We start from the raw sequence: 21387 nt of genomic DNA, 5'->3' as shown, positions 1-21387 counted from the left end.
CTCTATCGAGTACTCGATCCCACCTTGGCCGGGGCAACCCCTTCCAGGGGAATTAGGGTTTCAATCACCGACTTCACGATTGGGGCAGCAACTGTTGCCCCAAAAGCATTGTCCCCCTTCGGTTCATCTACCACAGCCAGCACAACATAGCGGGGAGCCTCAACTGGAAAGATGCTCACAAAGCTGGTGATCTTGGCATGGCTGGAATATCCACCTGCGGAATTCGCTTTCTGAGCGGTACCTGTTTTACCTGCAATTCGATAGCCAGCAATGCGACCTGGTTTTCCAGTCCCTCGCTCCACAACTGCCTCCATCATAGCCAGGACGGTTCGGGTTGTTCGTGATGAAAAGACTCGTTTGCTGCCTGCACGATCGGGCTGTTCCTGCAGTTGGTTGCTGGCATCAATTAACCCCCGCACTACATGGGGTGTTACCCGTTTGCCTCCATTGGCCAGGGTTGCGTGCATTTGGACCAACTGGATGGGGGTTATGGAAAATCCCTGGCCAAAAGCAGTGGTAGCAGATTCAATCGGTGAAGCAATAAATTGCTCTCTGGGTTTCAGTTGGCTAGCAATCTCAAAAGGTAAATCAATGCCTGATTTCTGTCCCAGGCCCAGTCGCTCTAACCAGCGATAGTAGGACTCCCGCTTCATTTGTTGGACAATCCGCACCATGCCCACATTGCTGGAGTTCTGGAGAATTTCCGTCACAGTTAGGGGACCTCTGGCTCCCACTGAGGAGTAGTCATAATCTTCAATCGGCCATCCCCCCACGAAAATCCGGCCCTCGTCATTGAAGACATCATCTGCTTGAATGGCCTTACTCTCCAGGGCGATCGCCACATTCAAAGGCTTAAAGGTAGATCCGGGCTCGTACAAATCTGTCACAGCCCAATTCTTAAATAACTCCAGATTGAACCTGGAATACTCATTCGGATCGTAGGAGGGCTCTACCACCAGAGAAAGAATTGAACCATCCATGGCATCCATCACAATAACAGCGCCTCGTTTAGCCTGATATTGCTTCAGTTGTTTTTGCAGAGACGATCGGGCGACCCGCTGCAGCCTCAAATCCAGGGTCAGCTGCAACCGCTGCTCATCCACCTGTAAAGGCACAGTTCGCTCCTGATTGGGGATCAAGCTACCACTTCCAGTACGAGTCAGGTGTAGAACCTTCACAACCCGTTCCAGGAAGCTTTGCTGGCTATACTCCACCCCCGCCTGCCCCTGACGGTCAAGGTTCACATAGCCCAGAACACTGGAAGCCAGATTTTGCTGGGGATAAATTCGTTGTTGACGACGGATAAGCTCCAGGCCATCCAGTTCCATGGCCTCAATCTGTTGGGCCGCTCCCTCTGGAAGGGAGAATTCTATCTGTACCCCTGTAGGCCCCTGATTAAACTGGGTCATCAGATCAGCAGGTCGTTTGCCAAGTATGGGAGCCAATTGATCTGCCAGTTCAGACTTGGGCTGCTTGAACAATCTGGGATGGGCGTAAAGGGTATAAACCGGTTGGTCAAAAGCCAGGACATTGCCGCGACGATCGACAATCTGGCGTCGGGGCACAAAAGGACGAAGGGCAACGATTTGTTGCTGTCTGGCCTGTTGCAGCAACAGGGGAGCCTGCAATACCTGTAACCGGAACAGATTGCACCCCAACCCCAGAGTACTGAGCAACAAAATTCCCCAGACGAGAGCCAGCCTGTTAGAAGACGCCTTAATCAAGAAAGGGGCAGGTGGCCTAGAACCCTTTGCTGGTGGCTGACTGACAACAGATAAGCGACGAGGCTTGCCGGGGGAGACAGGGGGGCGGGGGAAGCTCATAAAAAATTTAACTGCAAAATTAGTAGCCCATGGGTCGAATAGCCTCAGGTTCTGTTTCTTCAGGAGGATGATTGGCTGGAGAAGGCTGAGTTTTTGGCGCTGACTTGAGGAAGATGGTATTCGCTGGAGTGACGGATACCAGGCCCGTCATAGGACGTTCTGCCTGTTGAGCGAGCTGGTTTTTCAAGGCTTCATTGGCTGCGATTAACTGTCGTTCATGCCGTTTCAGGGTTTCCAGCTTGTGATAATCACGGTTCCAGAGTTGTTGTGTATAAACCGTTTGAGCATAGAGAGCTAGGGCGATCGCCGCAACAGGCAGCGTTAAAACCGTGATTCCTTTTTGAGCACCCACCAAAAACTTCAACCAGAGGGGCAGAGGTTGAGGTTTGGGCAAACGCCTAACGGACGGATTGCCCCGTTCTAGTGGCATGACTGTCGATGAAGGCCGCTCTAACAGGGTTAGTGGGCGAGGCGTCATGCCTGAATTAGCTCGGGATCTTACTGCTAGCCTATTCCAGGATCGATCGGTCCTGGATTTGCGATTGCGGATATCAGATTCGTATTTTAGACCGGCAGTCATAACCCTCACTCCTACCAAAACAACGCATAACTGACTTCGAATAATACTGAACTGGATTAACTGAGATGAACAATGACGGATTTCATTGCCATTCCAGGTGATCCCTACTTTCTTATAGGTAAAATCAACAAGTTGACCTTTTAGTGGCTGCAATGTCCTCCACTTAATAGCACAACAATCTGCAAATTTTGCGCTTTTCCTGGAAAAGACATGAAATAAAATTTCAGATCAAGGGACGATTTATAAGTGAAACATCTTAAGCACTGATTTCAGTTAACGCAAGAGGATAGACGAAATCTTTGGATACAAGGCAGAATAAAGCTGTCGATCGATCACCCCTGACTCAATATGGCGACAGACTCTGAAGGCAAAGATCAACAACATCCGTTATGGAGCCGCGATCGTCAGGTTGTTGATAGTCTCCTCCAGGGGGAACCCACAGATTACAATCTGGTAGAGTTAGGGCGGCTCCGCATCCGCTATCAGGATTTTCCTGGAGCCAGGGATATCCAGCGCGACCTGGACAATGTGTTACAGCGCTGGCAACTCACAGAAGCTGAGTTATATGCTAGAACCCGTGAGATTCATGCCTTAGGAGAGGTTTATCGAGGACTTGGGGGCCAACGAGACGATTGGAATTAATCTGGATCATCTGCGGCTCCTGATTCTGGGGGGCACGGGAGATGCAACAGAACTATTGGCTAAAGCTTCTTTGCTACCACAGCTCCAGATTATGACGTCTCTGGCCGGACGTACCCAGCATCCTGTTGTCCCTGCAGGTGCAGTCCGGATCGGTGGCTTTGGCGGCGTAGAGGGTCTGGTTACCTACCTGCAGCAACACCAGATTGATCTGTTGATTGATGCCACCCATCCCTTTGCCGCCCAGATTTCTCACCATGCTGCGGCTGCGGCTGCGGCCTGTGGCATTCCCCACCTGATTTTGAGCCGACCAGCCTGGCAACCCGTCCCTGGCGATCGCTGGCTGGACGTTGAGAGGATTGAAGCAGCAGCGACAATCTTGCCCGATCGGGCCAAACGGGTATTCTTAACCACAGGCCGCCAGCAGCTCGCAGCTTTTGCCCATCTGGAGTCCCTCTGGTTCCTGATGCGCATGATTGATCCCCCCTTATCGGGAACGGCGGTACCGCCAGGAGAATTGCTCTTCGATCGGGGACCGTTTTCGCTCCAGGATGAGCTAACCCTGATGACCCACTATGGTATTGACACCGTGGTCTCGAAAAACAGCGGCGGAGAGGCTACCTATGCCAAGATCAGAGCTGCCCGTGAGCTGGGTCTCCCTGTGGTGATGGTCCGTCGTCCGATGTTGCCAGCGGCAGAGGTGGCACCGGATATCCCTGCAGCGATGGCCTGGTTAACCCGTCACATTCACCCTTGACCTCGATCGGATCATAGCGGCGAGGGGTATAAACCCAGGTTTTGCCATATTTGTCGGATAGCAATCGGGTATGGGAGGAGCCTACCAGCACCAGGGTCCGCATATCGACCTCTGCGGGATTCAGGGCTTCCAGGGTGACGACCCGCACAGATTGGCCCGGTCTCCCCAGATCGCGCCCCAGGACTACAGGGGTTTGGGGCGATCGCTGTTGCAACAGAATCTCCTGGGCTCGAGTCAGTTGCCAGGACCGCTCCCTGGAAGCAGGGTTGTAAAAAGCAATGACCAGATCAGCCACCGCAGCGGTAGTAATTCGGTGCTCAATCACCGACCAGGGCTTCAGGATATCGGAGAGGGAAATGGCACAAAAATCGTGGCCAATGGGGGCTCCAGCCAGAGCTGCAGCCGCCTGGATGGCGGAAATACCGGGGGCGACCTGAATTTCTACCCCCTCCCAGGCCGAGTTAACCGTCTGATCCAGCACTTCGAACACCGCTGCTGCCATGGCATAGATCCCAGGATCTCCGGATGAAACCAGAACCACCGAGCGACCGGTTGCTGCCAGATCCAGCGCCCACCGGGCTCGATCGAGTTCTTCCCGGTTGTCAAATTCGTGCCGTTGTTGACCCGGCTGTAGAGGACCGGCTAAATCCAGGTAGAACCGATAACCCACCAGGTCTGTAGCTGTTTGCAGCAGGTCCCGTACTTCCGGGGACATCCACTGTGGTCCCCCAGGCCCGGTTCCGACGATCGCCAGCCGTCCCCGGGAATGACCAATCTCCTGCGGATCAAAAGGAAGAGGGGCCGCCGCGATCGCAAGGGCGACCCCATCCTGTCGGTGCATTGGAATCAGCAACTGGCCTGAGGGGCCGGTAGCTAGATGGGCCAACTGTTCAGCCAGAGGCCGGTCCTCGGCAGCAGGCAGCATTAGAAAGCGGGCAGGAATCTGAAAGGCACGGGCAATCGCTTCAATGGCAGGATCCGCCATCTCTCGATCGCAGGCAAAAATTCCAGCCAGGGCAGCCGGAGTTAAGCTTGCTTGGGCCAGAATCTGGCGCAAAAACTGTACAGTGGCCTCTGGCTCAGGAATCGGCTCGGAGATTGAGATGCGGCTGAACCCCACTGCCAGTGTTGCTGGGTGATAGACCAGGCAGTGGGGTTCAGCCGCAACCGCCTGAGTTGTGACCCGGAGGGTGAGGGGGCCTTCCGGTGCGATCGGCAAGCGACTTTGTTCCAACCAGGGGGCCGTTCCTTCCAGGTGCACCGTTGCTCCTGCCAGCAGATCGGCGATGAAGCCCTTGGCATCCTCGGGGTTAGCCAGGTGATAGCCTGGGGGGGGAGCCAGCAAGGCAGTGCGAAATCGAATATCGCCAGTCGTGGTGATGGCTGCTGTGGTTCCCAGGGCAATGCTGATCTGTCGGGCCAGATCATTCACACCCTGTAATCCACCCAACAAGGGCACGACAACCGTGCCATCTTCAGCCACCGCAATCACAGGTGGCTCCTGAAATTTATCTGTTAGCAGCGGAGCCAGCGTCCGGATCAAAATTCCCGTGGCACAAATCCCAATCAGAGGGGTGCCGATGGCAAATAGCTCTCGTAGGGTGGTACCAAAATCTGTAAATGGAATGTCTACGCCAGTTGTGCGTCCCACCAGCCCATACAATCTGGACCCCGGCAATACTGTCATCAGTTGCCGAGCAGTGGAAACAGCGGTTTGACCTAAGACAACAACAGCAGGAGCAGGGCTACTCATGGGGTTGCCACTGACTGGGCAGTAAGATCTGGGAGAAGTAGGGGACGGCAGCCGGATCAACCTCTGTGATTGGAACCACACGCTGATTCTGCATTGTCGCTCGTTCAATATAGATGGCCCGGTGCAAAAGATTTAATTGGGCCAGCACAGCTCGAACTTTGGCAAAATGCCTCCCTAGCTTGATGATAGCAGCCGCTTCTGCATTGGCTAGACGGGTCTTCAGCACTTCTGCGGGCAAGGGAGCGGGGATGACGCTCAGGACATCATTACGGTAGGTCAGGGGCACTCCTAACATGGCAGCACTGGCCATCACGGAGGAAACGCCGGGCACCACTTCCGTCGGAAACCGATCGGACAGGCGGGTGAAGAGATACATGAAGGTTCCATAGAGAAAAGGGTCCCCTTCACATAACACCACCACGTCCCGGCCTGCGGCCAGGTGATTCGCTAGGGTTTCAGCCGCCTGGTCATAAAAGGGCTGAGCAGATTGATCCACTTTAAAGGGAAAGTACATCGGGACTTCGATCGGGTTACCCGTTAAGTAGTCGGCCACGATCGATCGGGCTAGACTTTTATGGTGCTCTGAAACTGGATAGGCCACCACAGGCGCAGCCTGAAGCAGGCGAAAGGCTTTCAACGTGAGTAATTCTGGATCCCCGGGACCAATCCCGATGCCATACAGTCGTCCAACTTGTTCAGTCATTCCTATCTGTTATCCTGTCCATCAAACGGATTATTTCGCAGTATTTCCTCCACAACCTGGGGCACCTGGTGAGCCGGAATGGCCTCATGGAGGAGGTGACCAAACCGGGTTTCCCGGTTGGAGTGCCCCTGGATATAGATGTCATAGCCCTCTGAGCCCTCTTCCCCTGCCAGGGGAGTGCCTAACAGAGTAATGTCACTGGAAAGGGATTGAGCGCAGGATTTCTCACACCCGCTGAAGTGGATGCTCACAGGTTGAGGTGGGCTCAGACGGGGCTGCAGGTATTGGGCCAGAGCAACAGCGTGACTGGGGGTATCCGTTGCGGCGGCGGCACAACCCAGACGCCCAGGACAGGCCATCAGCGCCCCATAATAGTTTTCAGGAGAACAATCCAGACCCATCTGGGCAATTTCTGTCCGCACCTGGGCTACCTGCTCCGTGGGCAGGTCACCAATCAGCAGATTCTGCCAGGGGGTTAAGCGCAGGGTGCCTGAGCCGTAAGTCTCAGACAATGCCGCCAATTCCCGCATTTGCCCAGAGGATAACTGCCCCAGGGGAAGGACGATGCCCAGATAAGAGAATTCTGGCTGACGTTGGGGATGTGCTCCCAGGTGGGCCGAGGGAGTCGAGGCGCAGGGTAGGGGGGTAGGAATTGTCCGAATTACAGGCACAGTGCTTCCCTCGATCGCCCGTTCCAGAAACTGTTCCCGACCCCAAGCCGTGATCAGATGTCGTAAACGAGGACGACGTACCTTGACTCGCCGCCCCAGAGCCAGATCCTGCCGCCAGCCCCCATGCTGGATGTACTCCAGATAAAGCTCAGAGATCGCAATCACCATTAAAATACAGTGCTCTGGCTGCAGGAGCAGACCCGTATCCCACAGTTGGCCAGCCTCACCCCCCAGACGTAGGCGAAACAGGACTCCTGCAGAGCTTTCGATCGCCACCAGACTGATATCGTTAGGGCGATCGGCAACTGACACCGTGCCCCCCCCATCAAAGCAGACACTGAACTTGGGGGGTAGCCCGGCCCAATCCGGGCGAGACTGGATATACTCGTCCAGAATACTGACCAGAAATCGGGTATCGTACCGCTCGGTCGGATCAATGCCAGCCGTCGGACTGGTCATAATATTTCGAAGCGGATCCAGATCGGGATCGCGGGCGGCTAGGCCGAAACGCTGGAGTTCCTGCAACCGATCAGGAGGCAACCTGGTTTCAACAGCCCGAATCTGCAGGTTGGCCCGATTGGTGACATAGAGATGCCCATCCCCATAATCTGTAGCTAGGTCAGCCAGCACCTGACTCTGCAGACTATTCAGAAGCCCGCCTGGAATTCGAACTCGCAGGAGCGTTCCATCCAGAGCAGGTGTGTGATAAAACAAGCCAGGGCAGGCCGAAACAGAGGATTGAGACGACGATTCATGCAACAATGGCTTCCTCTTCCCCGTGCAACGCAGGGCATAGTGGACTTGAGTGACCAGGACTGGCATTCTGACTTGATCAATTCAAAATTCAAAATTCAACTCACCGATTCAAGTTTTAATTTTGAATGCTTAATTTTGAATTCAAATTACAGTTGCGGCACAGTGCCGGACTTTCACCGGACTTTCCCAACCCAGGCTTATGAAGTTTAACATAAGCCGCAGATTGTTCCTGGCGCGGCCTGATTTTCTTAAAAGTAAGGGTTATGGAAGAGAATTCAATGCACAAGTGGTTGTCCATCATTGGCATCGGCGAGGATGGCTTGGCCGGACTGAATCCGGTGGCTCGGTCCCTACTGGAGCAGTCAGAACTCCTGGTTGGGGGCAACCGTCATCTGGCCCTGCTCCCACCCAACGATCGGCAGGAGCGATTGCCCTGGGCTTCCCCCCTGGTGGAGACAGTGGAGACGATCGTGCACCAGCGAGGGCGTGCCATCTGCATCCTGGCCAGTGGTGATCCCCTCTGCTACGGCATCGGCACGACCCTATTGCGCTATGTGCCCGCCTCAGAAATGACGATTGTGCCTGCCCCCTCAGCCTTCAGTCTCGCCTGTGCCCGACTGGGCTGGTCCCTTCCGGACGTAGAAACCCTCAGCCTGAATGGCCGTGACCCGGCTCTGCTGCAGCCGTTCATTTATGCAGGTGCCCGGTTGCTGATCCTGAGTGGGGGACGGCAAACGCCCCCGATTGTTGCTGATCTGTTGACCCGCCGGGGGTTTGGCCACAGTCCCATGACGGTGCTGGAACATATGGGTGGGCATCAGGAGCGCATCCTGGCAGGACAGGCAAAAACCTGGGCCAGAACTGACCTGGCAGACCTGAATACGATCGCAGTCAACTGTGTTGCCGATCCAGGTGTGGTTCCCCTGCCCCGACTGGCCGGCCTGCCCGATACGGCCTATCACCATGACGGTCAACTGACCAAGCGAGAAGTGCGGGCGATGACCCTGGCAGCTCTGGCTCCCCTGCCGGGTCAGCTCCTGTGGGATGTGGGGGCAGGATGTGGCTCGATCGGGATTGAATGGATGCGCAGCCATCCCCGGTGTCGGGCGATCGCGATTGAGCCAAATACTTCCCGCTTAAGACATATCGCTGATAATGCTACTGCCCTAGGGGTTCCCAATCTGCAGACGATCGCAGGGAAGGCCCCACTCGCCCTGCAGGATTTGCCCACGCCCGATGCCATTTTTATTGGTGGTGGGGCCTCAGCCGCTGGCGTGCTGGAACAATGCTGGCAGGCCCTCCCTCCCGGCGGACGGTTGGTGGTGAATGCGGTTACCGTGGAAACGGAGCAAAAACTCTTCCAGTGGCAAACCCAGGTCGGTGGCACCTTGAGCCGCATTGCCATTCAACGGGCAGAACCGGTTGGTGGATTTTTAGGCTGGCGGGCTATGGCCCCCATCACCCAATGGATTGTTGCGAAATGATTAAGCGCTGAATTTGCTCTGGAGTCAACTGTTCGATATGGTCAAAAACCACCGCAGCCCCGGCCTGGTGCAGTCGATCGGTATAGGAAATCCGATGGGCATCCCTATCCTGCACATGGGGAGGCAAAATTCCCACCGCAATCCAGGTGATATCAGGTTGTACCGATCGGGCATTCACCACCGTCCGAATATCCGCCACCGTATCCCCCGCGTAAATCACCGCCAATGTAGAGACGGGATTAATCCTGTCTCTACATTGGCGGACGGCATCCAACAATCCGGTGGGATCGGGTTTGCCGGGGGCATCCTCCATGGCAATCAACACCGGTGGCTGTAGACCCAGGCGGCTCTCCACCACATAGGAGGCAGACCCTCTAGTGGCCCCACTGAAAAACCCCCATTGCAGACCGGCTGCTTCCAGTGCGGCAAAATAGGCCGGTTTCACCAGCAACGGTTCATCACAGATATAGCCGGTCCAGCGTTCCGGGTCAGGCCCTCGATAGCGGCTCTGAAAGAAAGCCACGATCGCCGCGTAAGCCAGCTCAGGTTGCCCCTCCTCCTGATCCTGAAAGTACCGCCGGATCAGTTCCTGGGAGGCTTCCCAATCATTGTTCCAGATCCCTTCAGCCTTCAGATCATCGATATCTTCTTGAGACGGTCGATAGGCCCCGGCAGTAAAGTGCTCTACTGTGTCGGCCAGGGCTCGGCGATAGGACCCGCCTACGTCTCGAATCACACCGTCAATATCAAAGATCACGATCGCAGAAACCATCAGCGTTATAGGTCCTTATGACAGAATTTGCCTATCTTCAAAGCAGTACGGTAGAATGATGGATTGTAATATTACTGACAAAGCTGGGGCTGTTCGGGGAGGTTAGGTTTGTCGAAGTTTATTTTGAAAGTACTCTGGTTAGATGAAAACGTCGCACTGGCAGTGGATCAAGTGGTTGGTAAGGGGACAAGTCCTCTCACCTCTTACTTTTTCTGGCCACGCAACGATGCCTGGGAGCAGTTGAAATCTGAACTGGAGGCCAAGCATTGGATCGTGGAATCTGACCGCGTTGAGTTACTTAACAAGGCCACTGAGGTGATCAATTACTGGCAGGAGGAAGGCAGACGCCGCCCGATGGCAGAAGCACAAGCCAAGTTTCCGGAAGTTACCTTTACCGGTAGCACCTGAGCCATGGAAAAGCCGCCGAGATTCGGCGGCTGATTTTTTATTGGGGCATGGGTCATTTGTAGGTAAGTTGTCATGGATACAAAGATGCCCAGGATGAAAGCCATTCACCTGAATAACCAATGACTAATGACTAATGACCCTATGCTTGGACAACGCCACCCGCAGCCTGTAGCCGAGCTCTTGCCCGCTTGAATGCCTGGGTTGCTTGGATTTGCTCTTCCCGATCGCCAACGGGTACCTGGCTCAGACGAGCCTCTGCTTGAGCAAAATTGGCCTTGGCTTCTTCCAGGCTGATGGCATCGCCCCGTTCAGCCCCATTCACCAGAATGGTGACTTCATCATTCTCGACTTCGGCAAACCCACCCATCAGGGCGATCGCCGTCCAGTCGCGGCTACCGGTTACCCGTACCCGCATCACCCCGGTATCCAGGGCACTCAGCAGAGGAGCGTGACCGGTCAATACACCCAATTGTCCGGTTGTACTGGGCAGAATGACCTCATCAGCTTTGGCATCCCAGACCGTCCGGTCTGGTGCAATGACACGTACAGTTAACGTCATAAATTGTCTCAACCTGAATTGGGTTTATTGGCGATAGGTCATGGGTCATTGGCATGCAACCATCCATGACCTATCCCCTGTCGCCTCTATTTACCTTCGGCTTTCATCTTTTCGCCCTTGGCGATCGCTTCGTCAATGCTGCCGACCATGTAGAAGGCCTGCTCCGGCAGTTCATCCAGTTCGCCACCCAGGATCATCTTGAAGCCCTTGATGGTATCATCCAGCTTCACATACTTACCGGGGGAACCAGTGAAGACTTCAGCCACGAAGAAAGGCTGGGACAGGAAACGCTCAATCTTCCGGGCGCGAGCCACTGTCAGACGGTCATCTTCTGACAGTTCGTCCAGACCCAGAATGGCGATGATGTCCTGCAGTTCCTTGTAGCGTTGCAAAGTTGACTGAACAGACCGGGCGGTGTCGTAGTGGTCATCCCCAACGATCGCGGGTTGCAACATGGTGGAGGTGGAATCCAGAGGGTCTACGGCAGGGTAGATCCCTTTGGAGGCGAGACCACGGGACAATACGGTGGTTCCATCCAGGTGGGCAAAGGTGGTGGCAGGAGCGGGGTCAGTCAGGTCATCCGCAGGCACATAAACGGCCTGAATGGAGGTGATAGAACCCTGGTTGGTAGAGGTAATCCGCTCTTGTAGATCCCCCACGTCTGTTCCCAGGGTGGGCTGGTAACCCACAGCAGAGGGCATCCGACCCAGCAGTGCAGACACCTCAGAACCGGCCTGGACGAAACGGAAAATATTATCAATAAACAGGAGCACGTCCTGCTTGTTGACATCTCGGAAGTACTCCGCCATGGTGAGAGCCGACAGACCTACCCGCATCCGGGCTCCGGGTGGTTCATTCATCTGCCCATACACCAGAGCAATCTTGGAGTCGCCCAAGCTCTTTTCATTGATAACCCCAGACTCCATCATTTCGTTGTAAAGGTCATTGCCTTCACGAGTCCGTTCGCCCACACCTCCAAACACGGAAACACCTCCGTGATTGGTCGCAATGTTGTTGATCAATTCCATCATGATGACAGTCTTACCCACACCCGCACCACCAAACAGGCCGATCTTGCCACCCCGACGGTAGGGGGTCAGCAAGTCAATCACCTTGATGCCAGTCTCAAACACGGTGGGCGTGGTTTCCAGTTCCGTCAGCTTTGGCGCAGGACGGTGAATAGGGAAGGTTTCCTTATAATCAACAGGACCTTTGTTATCAACGGGCTCACCCAGAACGTTGAAGATGCGGCCCAGGGTCGGAGCCCCAACCGGCACGTTAATGGGGGCACCCGTATCCACTGCTTCCATGCCGCGCACCAGTCCATCAGTGGAGCTCATGGCAACAGCCCGTACCTGGTTATCGCCCAGGAGTTGCTGCACTTCGCAGGTAACGGAAACATTCTGCCCTGCCTCATTCGTAGCCTTGATGGTCAGGGCGTTGTAAATTTGCGGCATCTTACCGCTGGAAAATCTGAGATCCACAACAGGGCCAATGACCTGTGTAATGTAGCCAATATTTGTCTTCTCTGCAGTGGTGACCATGCTTGCGCCTACTGTATGAACTGTGAATGAGATGAACAGTTTCTCAGGTATTTCAAGAAAATCTTAATAATCTTAAGAATTCCACTCTTCAGCTTACCACCAGGGGGAATCAATAATTTCTGAATTCCAGGAAGGTTGTGAATAAATCTTCGGAATTCGAGAGACCTTGTCGGGGGAAGCGCTAAGGTATCCCCACCCATCGAAGGCTGCTGCATGATTGCTGCATTATGATGATTGAATCAGTCACGTATCACGTATTGAAGGGTACCGGATGAGCAAATCAATCACAGACATTGTAGTGAAAACGATCGACGGTCAAGAGAAGTCCCTGTCAGAGTACACCGGACAGGTCTTGCTCATCGTCAATGTTGCATCCTACTGCGGGTATACCCCCCAATACAAAGGGTTAGAACAGCTACACCAAAAATATGCCAGTCAGGGTCTGCGGGTATTGGGTTTCCCCTGCAATGATTTCGGGGCCCAGGAACCTGGTAGCAATGAAGAAATTGTGCAATTCTGTACCCTGAACTATGGGGTCAACTTCGAACTATTTGATAAGGTGCGGGCTAAAGGCACAGAAAAACATCCCCTTTATGCCCGTCTGACCAGTGCCATTGAGCCCACAGGGGATGTGGGCTGGAACTTTGAAAAGTTTTTGGTCAGCAAGACTGGGGACGTTGTAGCCCGATATAAGAGTAGCGTTTCGCCAGAATCGCCAGAATTGATTGCAGCGATCGAGCAGGAATTAGCCTATTAGTCATTGCTTGTCGGTCTTAAGATGAGACAAATGATTTTATTCCTGGATTTCATAAAAATTCAGTGAAAGTAGCGAGTTATTGAGTAACAAATGACTAATGACCAATGGCCAATGCCATACTCACCACTTTGTACTAGTACAGTAGGGTGAAGGCAAATCCTGGCCATGGGCAGTTCAATAGAAATGTTGAGCTGTCTGGAATCGTAGAGCTTGAAAACTCTTCTGCCCATATCTATAAAGATGATTCTGGAACCGGAACACCTACAGGCTCTGCAAGATTGCTGCCGGGATGCAGCAGCCTACCATCGATTGCGCGAGATGCTTTCTTCCTTGGTTCTTCATCCCAGCGAAACTCGGTATAAAGCATTACTGGATGCGATGCCCGATCGGATGTTCCGTCTCAATCGAGAAGGCATCTACCTCGACTCTAAGGGAGATACGTCCGATGGCGAGAATACAGAAGCTCAGATCATTGGTAAAAGTGTTTATGATCTGCTTCCCCAAAATGTAGCTGCACAGGCTTTGCAGGCAATTGGCCGCACTCTTGATACCCAAACCCTACAAACCTATGAGTACCAGCTCGCCAATTCCCAGGGGCTGCGCGATTATGAGGCCCGCCTGGTGGTCAGTGGCCGGGATGAGGTTCTGGCGATCGTGCGGGATATTACAGAACGGAAGCAATCGGAGGCCGCCCTGCGGGTCTCGGAACAGAAATTTGCCAAGGCCTTTCGCTCCAGCCCAGGTGCCATTACCATCACCACCCTGCGAGAAGGTCGGCTGATTGAGGTGAATGACAGTTTTGTTGAGTTGACGGGCTACCAGCGAGAGGAGGTCATTGGACGTACCACCCTAGACCTTGGGATCTGGCAAAATCTGGACGATCGTGGCAAAGTTTTGCAATTGCTGAAGGCAGAAGGGGCTGTTAGTAATTTGGAGTGCGAGGCCCGGATCAAGTCTGGCGACATTCGAACAATATTGCTCTCCGCCGAGATTATTGAACTCAATGGGGAAGCCTGCATTCTGGCCACGACGAACGACATTACAGAACGAAAACGGGCGGAGGTGGAGCTGAATCTGGCAGCCGAACGGGATCGGTTACTGGCAGAGATTGCTCTGCGCATCCGGCAGTCCCTCGATCTGGATCAGATCCTCCATACGACCGTGACCGAGGTGCGTCAATTCCTCAAGGCCGATCGGGTTCTGATTGGGGACATCAGCAGTGTACCAGGGGGAAAGGTTCTGGCGGAGTCGGTAGGTCCAGGCTGGCCCTCTACCTTAGGGCTGGCGATGGAACAGGATCAGCTCAAACAAATGCGAACGATGTTTGAGCAGGGAGGCACCCAGATGTTTGAAGATGTAGCCCTGCTGGACGAACCCCTCTGTCAGCTTGATTTTGCCCGTTTGCAGGTCAAAGCTGGGCTGGCCGTGCCAGTTGTGCTGGATAATCAGGTCTATGGGTTACTGGTGGCCCATCAATGTAGCGGAACCCGACGCTGGAAACCTTTTGAAGTGGATTTACTGGAGCGATTGGGAACCCAAATTGCGATCGCAATTCAGCAGGCCAGCCTGTATCAGCAATTGGCCACCTTCTCAGCGAGTCTGGAACGGCAGGTAGAGGAGCGTACCCTAGAACTGCAGCAAAAAATGCAGGAGTTACAAGAACTCAACCAGTTGAAGGATGTATTTATTCACAGCATGTCCCACGATTTGCGAACGCCCGTGATGGGGACGCTGATGGTGCTACAGAACCTGTTGAAACTGGAATTCCATCAGGCTGGGGACTGTCCGTCCCAATGTTCTGTTGTCCCAGTGCCCAGATCCATACTGGAACGAATGGTGCAGGGGAGCGATCGCCAGTTAAAGATGATTAACTCCCTTTTGGAGGCCCATTCCTGTGAAGTCCGCGGGGTCGTCCTCCATCCAGAACCGACCCAGATCTGTACCCTGATCCAGGCCACAATTTCTGACCTGAAGCCTTTACTGGACAAAAGCCAGGTAACTGTAATCGGTCTGTTACCGGATTGTCTACCGATCGTGAACGCTGATCCGCTACAACTTCAGCGTGTCTTTGAGAATTTAATGGTGAATGCTATTCAGCACAACCCACCCGGCATTACCCTGACCCTCACCGCCGAATCCACTGGCACCCTGATTCGTTGCACCGTGCAGGATAATGGAGTTGGCATCAAGCCTGCCCATCAGGATCGGTTATTTGATCTCTACACGAAAGGGCGGCAGTGCCGTTATTCTACGGGAATTGGCTTGGGGCTGTATCTCTGCCGTCAGATTATTCTGGCCCATGGCGGACAGATTGGAGTAGAGAGCCAACTCGGTCAAGGCGCTAGATTCTGGGTCACCCTACCGCAGGCTTAGGCCAGATCTACCACTCTTGAAGGGCCAGGGCTACAGTCTGCCGTAGTTCTGGACTGACAGAGGTGTCATGGGCCAGGGTCTGAAGGTATTGCCGACTGGTACCCCCAAAATCCAGTTTTTTCAGGGCTGCGATGGCATGGAGTTGCACACTCAGATCTGGGTCTGCCATCAGTTGAATCAAACATTCGATCCCCTGGGGGTGGCCTAATTCTCCCAGACTAACCGTTATGGCCTGTTTGATCTCCAGTTCACAGCCCTGATAACGACTGGAATAACAGAGATCAAGCAACGTTTCAACGGCAATCGGTTGCAATTCTGGCTGTTTAAACCGTCCCAGAGCCACTACAATTTCTCGGGTGAGGGAGGAATTGGCCGTATATTGCAGCAGGGCCTGACGTAAATAGCTGAGCGATTCAGGGACTCTGATCCAACTGAGGGCGCGGATGATTTCAAGGTGCAAGGCTGCCGGGGTTTCCAGATGCGTTAAATTCTGAAACAGCACAGTGGCTGCTGCTACAGTACCCAATCGCCCCAGAGTAATGATGGCCTGCTGTCTGACAGCTAAATTGGCATCTTGCAAACGATCGTGGAGTAGTTCCACCAGTTGCCCAGCATCGACCAGATCAGCCCGGAGCCCCACCCCAATCACAGCCTCTCGCCGCACAGAGGCCACTGGATCGTCCAGGGCGGCAAACAAGACAGGAATAACCCGGACATCAGAAAAGCTGCTCAGAGCTTCGATGGCCGTCATTCGGACAGAAATCTGGGGGTCGGACACAATTGCTAGCAGAGGTGGAATGATCTCAGGCTGGTGAATCTGGGCCAGAGCTTTTACAGCGACTAAACGTGTGGTACTACTGGTCAGTAATTCGGCCAATGCAGCTACAGCAGGGGTACCCAGATTAGCCAGGGCCTCAGCAATAATGGCCGTCAATTCCTCATCCTGGGAAGTCTCGGCCTGCAGTAGACCCATCAAGGAGTCAATTACCGTCGGGTGGTTACACTCTCCCAAAATGCGGGCTGCGAACCAGCGCAGTTCCCAATCTGCATCTGCATCCTGGAGGATCTCAACCAGAGCCGGAATCGCCACTGTCCCAAAGGCTGGGAAGACCTTGGTGATTTCCCAGCGATCGTAGAAATCCCCCATCTCCAGCACATTCAGCGCGAAGGCCAGCAGTTGTTGATAACGACAATCTGGACTGGATTCTGACCAGGCTACCGTCATATCAGGGACCCCTCTGGAGAGAGTTTGAATCTGCTGCAGACACTGAGCCAGCCAGGACCATTGTCCCTGTTGAGCAGCTAGCTGAGCCTGTTCCAGGAGGTCGTCGATCGAACTATTGGAAGCCATTCAGTCGCAATACCGAAGTGATAAAATCGCCTATTCCATTCTTGCAGCAGATTTGTTGTCAGTCCATTACAAGATTGTTTAAAAGTCAGATCAGCGACGCTCCCCTGACGATTACTCTGCCTCGCCAATCAACCCATCCCCCGAGATCCTGTTCTGGTTTTCTTGGGGCCAGTTACCGTTGAAAGGAGACAACCGGCATCACCATAGGTTACAGTCCAGGCAAAGTTTGGGCAAACAGGGCAGCGAAATCTTGCGTCACGGTGGCAGAGGGGTCTTCCACCGGCTTGGAGATCAGGTCAAAAGCCTTGTTTCTGGCCCCAGGCTCTGAAAGGGCCTGGGCCACCACTTCTGCTACATCGGCCCTAGGGACAGAGGGAGGAATGCCATTGGGGGCCTGGGTCAAAAACACATCCTCCTTACCCACGAGTAATTCCCGCTGTCCACCGGGTTGATCCAGCAGCCCTCCGGCTCGAATGATGGTGTAGTCAGTGCCAGAGTCAATCAGATAGGCTTCGGATCGGCGCTTCCAGATCAGGATGTTGCCCTGTCCCATTTGGTTCAGGGGATGGTTGGGCTGGGTGCCCCCCATAGAGCCCACAAGCACGATATGGTCTACACCCGCAGCGATCGCAGCATCAATCTGGTTCCGTTGTCCCTCGTAGTCCACTGCTTCCGGCATCCCCCCCGGTTCAAACTCAAATGTTGGCCGTTCGCCGGGTTGGGGAGGTGCTTTCATTCGGGGTGTGGCACTGGTGAGAATGACCAATGCCTGACAACCAACCAGAGCTTTTCCCAGGGCCGCTTTGTCTTGAATATCCCCCAGAAAAAAACCCTCGGTTGAACCAAACAATTCCTTCACTTTTGCCTCAGAGCGCGCAAATCCGATCGCAACGAACTCCTCTGGATGTTGCCGCAACTTTTGCAGGGTTAACCACCCGGTTCTGCCTGTGGCACCTGTAACCAATACTCGTTTCAATCCCATAAGCTTGATTTCAACCTAAACCATCAGCCGCCAGTCTACAATCATCCTGACATGTTCTTCCTGAGCGCAGGCCATGGCAGCCAGATATGGGGCGATCGGACGCAGACCATACAACCCCACTTATCCGCTCTCTGACATGAAAACTTAAGCCTGCTCAGCAATGAATTTGAGTAAGGCATAGGTCTCAGCAGGAGAATAGCGCGATCGATGCCCCTGATACTCCACAATGTAGGTTCCCACGACCTCTCCACAGGCGGTGCAGGTGACTGCCCGCGACTTTAAGGTGTCAACGCTCAGTTGTTGGATTTGCTCTTTCAGCCATACTTCAAAGGCACCACTTGTGAATGGATAGGAAGTCAGTACAGTCATAGAAAACTCTCCCCAGACAAACTACATCGCTTAACCACAAGATATCTCTACCGCCTCTAATTTTCCAAGGAGTTGGCCATCTTCTGAGGGATTTGTATTAGTCAATTAGCATCAAAATCGCCAAGAACAATCACTCAGCTTCTTTCAGGACGCTGGTGCCTTTTCAAGCAGCCTCTGTTTCAAGTTTACCGCCTTGCTTCCTGAGCGGAGTCATTCACAAAGTGTCCCCGCAGGGAATAGGGAACAGGAAGAGAGGATAGGAATACAAAACATTTGCAATTATGCTACGGCTTAGAACCATAAAATTGAAAAATCAGCAGATGGTTGGAGAAATTCAAATCACCCCTGGGGAAGGTTTTTGACTCTCCCGCTCATGTTTTTGTTCCTCCTTTTTAGGTAGAAAATCTTGGAACAAGCGCTTAAATTTCAGGGTCATTCGGTTGAGAAGTAGAGATTTTATTCTGTGAGGATCTTTCCTATGTTTCACTCTCACAACCTCCGATCCAGCACTGCATTACTAGTGGCGTTGGGCTTAACCGGTGTTGCGATCGCCCCTGTGGTGTCTCCTGCGCCTGCGGCGGCTCAGGCATCCTTCTATGATGTGCCATCCAATTACTGGGCGCAGGAGTTTATTCGTGAACTGGCCTCACGAGACATTATCAAAGGTTTTCCAGACGGGAGTTTCCGTCCAGATGAGCCTGTGACAAGGGCTCAGTTTGCCGCCATGGTGAGTAAGGCATTCAATAGAACTACCATCCGCCAGAGCAGCAGTTTTGTCGATGTTTCCTCCAGTTACTGGGCCGCGACAGCAATTCAGGAAGCTTATACGACTGGATTTATGGCTGGTTATCCAGGATTTCGCTTTAATCCAGAGCAAAATATTCCACGGGTTCAGGTTCTGGTTTCCCTGTCGAATGGGCTTAACTATACAACCAGCAGTGCCATTGAAACGACCCTGCAGCAGTATTATCAAGATGCCGCAACTATTCCTGACTATGCCCGGACCAGTGTGGCTGCAGCGACTGAAAACCGTCTGGTTGTCAGCTATCCCAATGTTCGTTTCTTGAACCCAAACCAGACCGCGACCCGGGCGGATGTGGCGGCCTTCATCTACCAGGCGCTGAATAGTGTAGGGCAGGCCAACGCGATTACATCACCTTACATTGTGGGGCAGGCTCCCACCTCTCCACCCCAGACCCAGGTTCGGATCCCTGCTGGAACCGTGATTCCCGTTCGGTATGACAAGGAAAAGATCCTGGTTTCTAAGGACGAAACTGCCCCTGTCACCTTGATTGTGGCCCAGAATTTGGTTACCTCTCAGGGAACTGTTCTGATCCCGGCCGGCAGCCAGGTAGTGGGAGAGTTACGTCCAGCCCAGGGTGGCTCCCAATTTGTGGCCAAGGAACTGGTGCTTCCTAACAATCGCCGCCTGAGCATGAGTGCATCCTCCGCTGTCGTGACCAGAACCGAGAATATTGATAAGGGCATCAATGCAGGTTCGGTGATTCAGAATGCTGCGATCGGGGCAGCCGCAGCCGCTGGAATTGCTGCCGTCACTGGAGATCGGGCCATCGCGACCGAGGAAGTGCTGGGTGGTGCAGGGGTCGGCACCCTGATCGGGCTGTTCCTGGGCCGCGATCGGGTCACGTTGATTTCGATTAATCCCAACACCGATTTGAATCTGACCCTAAATTCAGATTTGTTGGTGAATTAATCGTCTCCTTGGGGCGGCGGGGCTAGAGGTAGCCACACAATGAAGGTTGAACCGGAGGGCTGTTCTGTGAGGGAATGGGCCTCCGGTTCTGCGCTTGGGGCAGAACTGATGAGCTGAATCTCCCCTTGCATCTGTCGGGTCAGATCACGGGCGATCGCCAGCCCCAGCCCACTTCCTGGGATCTTGCCATCAGCCTGAATGCCCCGGTAATGCCGCTCGAAGAGGTGGGACTGATCTGCGGTTGGAATACCAGGACCCGTATCCCTGATGGCAATCCCGACCCAGGGTGAAGGTCCCTCATGGGCAAAGGTGGGTTGCGGATCCGTCATCACCTGAATCTCAATCTGCCCATCCGCAGGGGTGTATTTAAGAGCATTGTCGATCAGATTGCTTAGCACTTCCCGCAGGGCTCCAGCATCAGCCCAAACCCAAGGCAAGGTCTGCAGATCGGGAACTTCTATGCGGAGATCCCGTTCCTGGGCGATCGCAGCCACCGACATGAGCAAGGGCTGTAGCACCGTTGCCAAGGAGCAGGCTTGCAGAACCAGCGCATCCCCCAGGGGCGGCGCAGAGGGGAGCAGGAGGGGCGGGACTGAAGTTGCGGGGCCAAGGCTGAGGGGAGCAACTTCAAAGTCATCCACAGTCATAACCTGCTCAAATTGTTTCAGTAGGTCTTGCAGACGATCGCTCTCCCGCACAATACCCGTCCCAATATCCCGGTTGGGGTCATCCGGCAGCAGTCGCTTCAGCAGGAGTTTGCCAAAGGTGCGGAGGGCCGTGAGGGGATTGCGAAACTGGTGCAGCAGATTGTCCAGCAAATCCTGTTGGCGGGTATCGAGCAAAAGCCGTTGCTGGTGGCTCTGTGTCAGCCATTGAGAGCGCTGATCCAGGATACAGGCGATCGCCAGGGTATCGGCAATTCGATCAATTTGAGTCTGTTCTCGCTCATTCCAGGGTCGATCATCCCGCCCTGTCACCAGCAGGCCCATCACCATCTCCCCATGAATCAGTGGCACCACGATCGGGGATTGCTCTAATGGTACAGGCCCATCAGCAGAGGAGTTTTGGGGGGCTAGCAGAGCCGATCGGGACCGGTCGGGCCTACCTGTATCTAAGCGAAGTCGATCGGCGGGCAACAGATGAGAACTATATCCCAGCGGAGATTCCTCCGTTTCGGGATAGGTGACGACTGGAATCAGCTTCGGTTCTGCGCCCTCCGTTAACTGCTCGGTCAGATAAACCACACTCATGGAGGCCCCCAACGCCTGGGTTAACAGGACCAGTTGCGATCGACAGAGAGAAATAAATTCAGTGCTTGCAGCCATTAACATGGGTGCCGACCGGAGAGAACAGCAAAGCGAATCTTAGATCAAATACCGATATTCAACAATT

The 21387-nt window shown here is 53.9% G+C and carries 18 protein-coding genes, 1 pseudogene and 1 riboswitch; of the genes and pseudogenes, 7 read left to right on the top strand and 12 right to left on the bottom strand.

The window, feature by feature from the left end; translation table 11 throughout:
* Positions 1-2 precede the first annotated feature (2 nt).
* Positions 3-1823: a penicillin-binding protein 2 gene (locus BST81_RS16060; protein WP_075599521.1), complete on the bottom strand. Its 1821-nt coding sequence runs from the start codon at positions 1821-1823 to the stop codon at positions 3-5.
* A gap of 19 nt (positions 1824-1842) precedes the next feature.
* Positions 1843-2301 (bottom strand): hypothetical protein, encoded by a 459-nt coding sequence (locus tag BST81_RS16055; protein ID WP_075599520.1) that lies wholly within the window; start codon positions 2299-2301, stop codon positions 1843-1845.
* 450 nt (positions 2302-2751) lie between these two features.
* Here BST81_RS16055 and BST81_RS16050 point away from each other — a divergent pair, with 450 nt between their 5' ends.
* Positions 2752-3045, top strand: a complete 294-nt coding sequence (locus tag BST81_RS16050; RefSeq protein WP_075599519.1) for a DUF3288 family protein — start codon at positions 2752-2754, stop codon at positions 3043-3045.
* Positions 3017-3799 (top strand): cobalt-precorrin-6A reductase, encoded by a 783-nt coding sequence (locus BST81_RS28890; RefSeq protein ID WP_363080213.1) that lies wholly within the window; start codon positions 3017-3019, stop codon positions 3797-3799. The genes BST81_RS16050 and BST81_RS28890 overlap by 29 nt, the downstream gene beginning before the upstream one ends.
* Before the next feature lie 25 nt (positions 3800-3824).
* On the opposite strand, the pseudogene cobJ reads toward BST81_RS28890, so the two are convergent.
* The 3 genes and pseudogenes from cobJ to cobG all read right to left on the bottom strand — a co-directional run.
* Positions 3825-5486: pseudogene (cobJ, locus tag BST81_RS16040) on the bottom strand (precorrin-3B C(17)-methyltransferase); the annotation flags it as partial.
* A gap of 58 nt (positions 5487-5544) precedes the next feature.
* Entirely contained in the window at positions 5545-6255 is a 711-nt protein-coding gene (locus BST81_RS16035) for a precorrin-2 C(20)-methyltransferase (protein WP_075599517.1), read from the bottom strand.
* A gap of 2 nt (positions 6256-6257) precedes the next feature.
* Positions 6258-7748, bottom strand: a complete 1491-nt coding sequence (cobG, locus tag BST81_RS16030) for a precorrin-3B synthase (protein WP_216351365.1) — start codon at positions 7746-7748, stop codon at positions 6258-6260.
* A riboswitch (cobalamin riboswitch) is annotated at positions 7722-7911 on the bottom strand. Its footprint overlaps the gene before it by 27 nt.
* 49 nt (positions 7912-7960) lie before the next feature.
* Here cobG and cbiE point away from each other — a divergent pair.
* Positions 7961-9166 carry a precorrin-6y C5,15-methyltransferase (decarboxylating) subunit CbiE gene (cbiE, locus tag BST81_RS16025; RefSeq protein WP_075599516.1) on the top strand — a complete coding sequence of 402 codons (1206 nt, stop codon included), beginning with the start codon at positions 7961-7963 and terminating at the stop codon, positions 9164-9166.
* Here cbiE and BST81_RS16020 read toward each other — a convergent pair.
* Entirely contained in the window at positions 9141-9938 is a 798-nt protein-coding gene (locus BST81_RS16020; protein ID WP_171974775.1) for a TIGR01548 family HAD-type hydrolase, read from the bottom strand. The genes cbiE and BST81_RS16020 overlap by 26 nt on opposite strands.
* A gap of 108 nt (positions 9939-10046) precedes the next feature.
* Here BST81_RS16020 and BST81_RS16015 point away from each other — a divergent pair, with 108 nt between their 5' ends.
* Positions 10047-10346 carry a 30S ribosomal protein PSRP-3 gene (locus BST81_RS16015; protein WP_075599514.1) on the top strand — a complete coding sequence of 100 codons (300 nt, stop codon included), beginning with the start codon at positions 10047-10049 and terminating at the stop codon, positions 10344-10346.
* 139 nt (positions 10347-10485) lie between these two features.
* On the opposite strand, the gene atpC is transcribed toward BST81_RS16015, so the two are convergent.
* Both atpC and atpD read right to left on the bottom strand, forming a co-directional pair.
* Positions 10486-10905 carry an ATP synthase F1 subunit epsilon gene (gene atpC / locus BST81_RS16010; protein WP_075599513.1) on the bottom strand — a complete coding sequence of 140 codons (420 nt, stop codon included), beginning with the start codon at positions 10903-10905 and terminating at the stop codon, positions 10486-10488.
* A gap of 86 nt (positions 10906-10991) precedes the next feature.
* A complete protein-coding gene (gene atpD, locus BST81_RS16005) occupies positions 10992-12449 on the bottom strand; it encodes a F0F1 ATP synthase subunit beta (RefSeq protein WP_075599512.1) in 1458 nt (485 codons plus the stop codon).
* Positions 12450-12720: 271 nt separating this feature from the next.
* Here atpD and BST81_RS16000 point away from each other — a divergent pair, with 271 nt between their 5' ends.
* Both BST81_RS16000 and BST81_RS15995 read left to right on the top strand, forming a co-directional pair.
* Positions 12721-13206, top strand: coding sequence for a glutathione peroxidase (locus BST81_RS16000; protein WP_075599511.1), 486 nt, complete (start codon positions 12721-12723; stop codon positions 13204-13206).
* Between the two features lie 240 nt (positions 13207-13446).
* Positions 13447-15579: a PAS domain S-box protein gene (locus BST81_RS15995; RefSeq protein ID WP_216351364.1), complete on the top strand. Its 2133-nt coding sequence runs from the start codon at positions 13447-13449 to the stop codon at positions 15577-15579.
* 7 nt (positions 15580-15586) lie between these two features.
* Here the strand turns inward: BST81_RS15995 and BST81_RS15990 are convergent, their stop codons facing one another.
* The 3 genes from BST81_RS15990 to BST81_RS15980 form a co-directional block, all read right to left on the bottom strand.
* Positions 15587-16930 (bottom strand): HEAT repeat domain-containing protein, encoded by a 1344-nt coding sequence (locus BST81_RS15990; protein ID WP_075599510.1) that lies wholly within the window; start codon positions 16928-16930, stop codon positions 15587-15589.
* 208 nt (positions 16931-17138) lie between these two features.
* Entirely contained in the window at positions 17139-17912 is a 774-nt protein-coding gene (locus BST81_RS15985) for an SDR family oxidoreductase (RefSeq protein ID WP_075599509.1), read from the bottom strand.
* Between the two features lie 144 nt (positions 17913-18056).
* The gene (locus BST81_RS15980) at positions 18057-18281 is read right to left on the bottom strand and encodes a hypothetical protein (RefSeq protein WP_075599508.1); all 225 of its coding nucleotides are present in this window, start codon (positions 18279-18281) and stop codon (positions 18057-18059) included.
* A gap of 478 nt (positions 18282-18759) precedes the next feature.
* Between BST81_RS15980 and BST81_RS15975 the strand changes: the two genes are divergently transcribed.
* Positions 18760-19995, top strand: a complete 1236-nt coding sequence (locus tag BST81_RS15975; protein WP_075599507.1) for an S-layer homology domain-containing protein — start codon at positions 18760-18762, stop codon at positions 19993-19995.
* Here BST81_RS15975 and BST81_RS15970 read toward each other — a convergent pair.
* Positions 19992-21320 carry a GAF domain-containing sensor histidine kinase gene (locus BST81_RS15970; protein WP_216351363.1) on the bottom strand — a complete coding sequence of 443 codons (1329 nt, stop codon included), beginning with the start codon at positions 21318-21320 and terminating at the stop codon, positions 19992-19994. The genes BST81_RS15975 and BST81_RS15970 overlap by 4 nt on opposite strands.
* Positions 21321-21387 lie beyond the last annotated feature (67 nt).

Origin of the sequence: Leptolyngbya sp. 'hensonii' (genome assembly GCF_001939115.1) — a bacterium.
Taxonomy (GTDB): Bacteria; Cyanobacteriota; Cyanobacteriia.
Note: the sequence above shows the minus strand (reverse complement) of the source record. Positions and strands in the feature narration are given on the sequence as shown.